The sequence below is a fragment of the Clavibacter sp. MX14-G9D genome (assembly GCF_032917815.1).
Taxonomy (GTDB): domain Bacteria; phylum Actinomycetota; class Actinomycetes; order Actinomycetales; family Microbacteriaceae; genus Clavibacter; species Clavibacter michiganensis_K.
Genome location: NZ_JAVCVL010000228.1, coordinates 1 through 4,161, shown reverse-complemented (window position 1 = coordinate 4,161; position 4,161 = coordinate 1). Strand labels below are relative to the sequence as shown.

The 4,161-nt window shown below is 77.0% G+C and carries 5 protein-coding genes and 1 pseudogene; 2 read left to right on the top strand and 4 right to left on the bottom strand.

Annotated elements, in window-relative coordinates; translation table 11 throughout:
• Positions 1–216: hypothetical protein (locus Q6969_RS13625; protein ID WP_317230924.1), on the bottom strand; the 216-nt coding region annotated here is incomplete at its 3' end.
• A 72-nt stretch (positions 217–288) separates the two neighbouring features.
• On the opposite strand from Q6969_RS13625, the gene Q6969_RS13620 reads away from it, so the two are divergent.
• Both Q6969_RS13620 and Q6969_RS13615 read left to right on the top strand, forming a co-directional pair.
• Positions 289–894 carry a cyanamide hydratase gene (locus Q6969_RS13620; RefSeq protein ID WP_317230923.1) on the top strand — a complete coding sequence of 202 codons (606 nt, stop codon included), beginning with the start codon at positions 289–291 and terminating at the stop codon, positions 892–894.
• Between the two features lie 14 nt (positions 895–908).
• Positions 909–1,160, top strand: a complete 252-nt coding sequence (locus Q6969_RS13615; RefSeq protein ID WP_317230922.1) for a hypothetical protein — start codon at positions 909–911, stop codon at positions 1,158–1,160.
• A gap of 25 nt (positions 1,161–1,185) precedes the next feature.
• On the opposite strand, the gene Q6969_RS13610 is transcribed toward Q6969_RS13615, so the two are convergent.
• The 3 genes and pseudogenes from Q6969_RS13610 to Q6969_RS13600 all read right to left on the bottom strand — a co-directional run.
• Positions 1,186–3,291, bottom strand: coding sequence for a YhgE/Pip domain-containing protein (locus Q6969_RS13610; protein ID WP_317230921.1), 2,106 nt, complete (start codon positions 3,289–3,291; stop codon positions 1,186–1,188).
• On the bottom strand, positions 3,288–3,950 hold the full coding sequence (locus Q6969_RS13605) for a hypothetical protein (RefSeq protein WP_317230920.1): 663 nt from the start codon (positions 3,948–3,950) through the stop codon (positions 3,288–3,290). The genes Q6969_RS13610 and Q6969_RS13605 overlap by 4 nt, the downstream gene beginning before the upstream one ends.
• A pseudogene (locus tag Q6969_RS13600) lies at positions 3,947–4,161 on the bottom strand (TetR/AcrR family transcriptional regulator); the annotation flags it as partial. The gene Q6969_RS13605 and the pseudogene Q6969_RS13600, both read right to left, overlap by 4 nt.

Genomic DNA, 4,161 nt, shown 5'->3' with positions numbered 1-4,161 from the left:
CGCGGGTCGCGCGTCGTGCCGGGCGGCTGCGGTGAGCAGCCGCACCGCGAGGGCGACGGCGACCCCTCCGCCTCCGGGGATGAGCGCCAGCGGCACGAGGCGGCCGCCCGCGGATCCCCACAGCGGCAGGAACGCCACGGGCACCGCGCACGCGGCGACCACGAGCGCCGCGACCGCGGCGGTGCGCAGGGCGGGGACGCGGCGGGAGGGGTCCATCCGCCCAGCCTAGGGACGGACGCGCGCCGGTCCTGGTGCGGATCCGGCGCAGCGCGCGTGCCAGCATGGGCCATGCGCATCGCCGACTTCCCCGTGCCCGACACCGCCGCCGCCCGCGGCGCCCTCGAGCTCGCGACCGAGTACCAGTCCGCCGCGATCACGGCCCACGGGATCCGCTCGTGGCTCTGGGCGGAGGCCTTCGCGGTCGTCGACGGGCTGACGGGGGTCGACCACGAGATCCTCTACGTCTCCGCAGTGCTGCACGACATGGGCACGGTGACGGCGTTCGACGCCCACGCGATCTCCTACGAGCACGCCGGCGGCCACGTGGGCGTCGCGCTCACCGCGGGCGCCGGCTGGCCGGCCGCGCGCCGGCAGCGGGTGCTCGACGCGATCGTGCGGCACAACTGGCCGTCCGTGGATCCGGAGCTCGACGTCGAGGGGCACCTGCTCGAGGTCGCCACCGGCCTCGACATCTCCGGCGCCCGCCCCGACGCGCTGCCCGAGGGGTACCTGCGGGAGGTGCTCGCCGCCCATCCGCGGGGCGCGCTCGCCGCGGAGTTCGGCGCGTGCGTGCGCGACCAGGCGGAGCGGAAGCCCGACACGGCCGCCCGCCGCCTGGTCGACGGCGGCCTCGAGCGGAAGCTCGCGGAGAACCCGCTGGAGCGGCTCGCGTGAGCACGCGGATGCGCATGACCGCGCTGCTCGTGATCGCGGCGCTCGCCGTGGTGGGCGGGGTGCTCGCACTCGTCGGATCGCTCATGCAGCCCGTGTCGCTCGGGTTCTTCGCCTACGCCCCGCTGTCGGGTGAGACCTTCACCACGCCCGGCGTCCACGTCCTCGCGACCGGGACGCTCGTCGCCGCCGGGGTGCTCGCCGCGGGGCTGGTCCTCCTCGCGTTCTGGGCGGGGCTGCGCGTCGGGCGGCGCGGCGGCGGCCGCTAGGACGCCGCCGCGCTCCCGCCGCCGATCAGCCGATCAGCGACGGCCGGAGGTCCCGCAGCGTCCGGTGCGACGTGATGCGGATCGCTCCGGCCAGCGCCACCGCGAGCCCGCCGACGAGCCACAGCGCGAGCACGCCCGCGTCCCGGGCAGCCGCCCCGAGGTCGCCGCCGTACATGAGCTGGCGCAGCGCATCCACCGCGTAGCTCATGGGCAGCACATGGTGCAGCGCGGCGAGCGGCGCCGGGAGGGTCTGCCAGGGGAACGTGCCGCCGGCGGTCACGAGCTGCACGACCATGAGCACGAGCCCGAGGAACTGGCCGACGCTCCCCAGCAGCACGTTGAGCGCGAGGATGATCGCCGCGAACGTGATCGACGCGAGCGCCATCGTCCCGTACATGGCGAGCGGGTGCGCGACGCGGAAGCCGAGCGCCCCCGCGACGATCGCGTACAGGCCCGCCATCTGCACGATCCCGAGGAGCGCCGGGGTGAGCCAGCCCGCCAGCGTGATGCGCAGCGGCGCCTTCCGGGCCGTGATCGCGCGCCGGGACAGCGGCTTGACGATGAGGAAGAGCGCGTAGATCCCGATCCACGCGGCGAGGCTGATGAAGAACGGCGCGAGCCCCGCGCCGTACGCGCCGGCCTTCGTCACGGCGTCCTGGCGGAGCGCCACCGGGTCGCCGATGGTGTCGGCCTGCGCGTCGCGCTGCGCGTCGGTGGAGGCGGGGATCCGATCGAGCCCCGAGTCGAGGCCGTCGCGGAGGCGCGTCGCGCCGTCCTGCAGGGTGCCGAGGCCGGAGGCGAGGTCCTTCGCGCCGTCGGACGCGGAGTGCGCGCCGGTCGCGAGGGTCGCGCTGCCGTCCGCGGCCTGCGCGATCCCCGACGCGAGCGCGGGCGACGCCCCGGCCAGCGCGTCGGCGCCGTCCGCGACCTGGCGGCTCCCGGTCGCGAGCGTGCCCGCGCCCTGGGCGAGGGTCGCGGAGCCGCTCTGCAGCTGCCCGGCGGCGTCGGCCACCTGGGCGCTGCCCTGGGCGACCTGCTCGCTGCCCGTGGCCAGGGTCGTCAGCTGGGCGCTCAGGCCGTCCGTCTTCGCGGCCGCGTCCGTGATGCCCTTCCCCAGCCCGTCGAGCCGGGCGAGGGCCTGGTCGATCTCGGCCTGCGGGATCCCCGCGGCCGTCATGCGGGCGACGATGTCGGCGCGGACGGCGGGCACCTCGGCGGCGAGGTCGTCGGCGCCGGCGGAGGCGGTGGATCCGAGCGCCGCGATCCGCGCGTTCCCGTCGGCGACCTGGCGGGCGCCGGTGGCGACCTGCTGCGCGCCCGGGGTGAGCGCGGCGGCACCCGTGGAGAGCTCGGCCGCCCCGGAGGAGAGCGCGTCCGCGCCGCTCGCGACCTGGTCGGCGCCGGTGGCGAGCTGCTGCGTCTGCGCGGGCAGCTGGGCGGTGCCCGTGCGGAGCTGCGCGAGGCCGGAGGAGAGGGTGTCGGCGCCCGTGGCCAGCTGCGCGTTCCCGTCCGCCAGGCCGTCGGCGCCCGTGCGCGCGCTGGCGGTGCCGTCGACGAGCTGCTGCGCGCCGGACGCGGCGTCGCCGAGGCTCGAGCGCACGTCGGCGAGGCCCAGCAGCAGCTTGCCCGCGGCCTCCGTGCCGACGCGCGCGGCGACGGACTTCGTGATCCGCGCACCGGCCTGCTGGGCGATGGTCGTGGCGAGGTAGCTGTTCGCGTCGTCGGTGGCCATGATCACGCGGGCCTGCTGGGGGTCCGTCCCGGAGGACGACGCGAGCGCGGCGGAGAACCCGGCCGGGATCGTCAGCGTGAAGTCGTAGGTGCCGTCCTCGAGGCCCGTGCGCGCCTCGGCGGAGGAGACCTCGTGCCAGTCGAAGGAGGCGTCGTCGAGGACGTCCGACGCGACGTCCGTGCCGTAGTCGACCGCCTCCCCGTCGACGGTGGTGCCCTGGTCGGCCATGACGAGCGCGGCGGGCACCTCGTCGAGGCTGCTGTAGGGGTCCTGGTTCGCCCAGAGGTACAGGCCGCCGTAGAGGACGGGCACCAGCACGAGCGCGACCAGCGCGACCTTGGACATGGTGGTGGCGGTGAGGCGCGTCAGCTCGGCGCGCACCAGGGGGAGGAGTCTCATCGGGTCGGGCTTCCGTCGATCGAGGGGGTGGGGGAGGGGTCGGGGGCGTCGTCCGCGGGCAGCGCGGTGATCGCCTCGGCGGCGGCCTCGCTCGTGACGACGAGGACGCCGGTGCCGGAGCGGGCGAGGTCGCGGAGGACCCGCATCCACTCGGCGACCGCGCCGCCGTGCCGCTCGGGCGACGTGACGACGACGGCCTCGACGCCGGCGCGGGAGGCCGCGAGCGTCGTGAGCAGGCGGATGCGGGCGACCGCGGGGACCGCGGAGAACGGCGCCCGGGCGAGGTCGGCGAGCTGCTGGTCGTCGAGGATGACGCCCACCTCGTGCCGTCCGGAGCGGTGGCCGGCGAGGGCGAGCTCCTCGGCGACGACCGCGCGGAGGGTCACGTCGTCGGCGGGCTCGTTGATCCGCGGGGTGTCGACGAGCGCGACCCGCTCGGCGATGCGCGCGGCGACGCCCGCGGATCCGTCCTCGTCGAGGGCGAGGGTGCCGCCGTCGATCCGCATGCGGCCCGACGCGACGAGCGACAGCACCGTCGGCCGCAGCTCCGTCTCGGCGACCGCGACCACGGGGGCCGGGCCGCCGTAGGACAGCGAGATCGCGGGGAGGGCGGGCGCGGGGCCGTCGCCGACGCGGGCGTCCGTGAGGGTGACGATCACCGGGCCGCCTCGATCCGGGGGACGGCGGCGACGCGCGGCGGGGCCTCGCGGAGCTCGGGGGTGGCGGCGATGAGGTCCCCGGCGGCGCGCCAGTCGAGGCCGCACAGGGCGAGCGAGGTGAGGATCACGAGGGCGTGCCCCTCGGCGCGGCCGATGTCGCTGCGGGTGGCCTCGTCGAGCACGGCGAGCGCGCCGCCCTCGACGAGCCGCG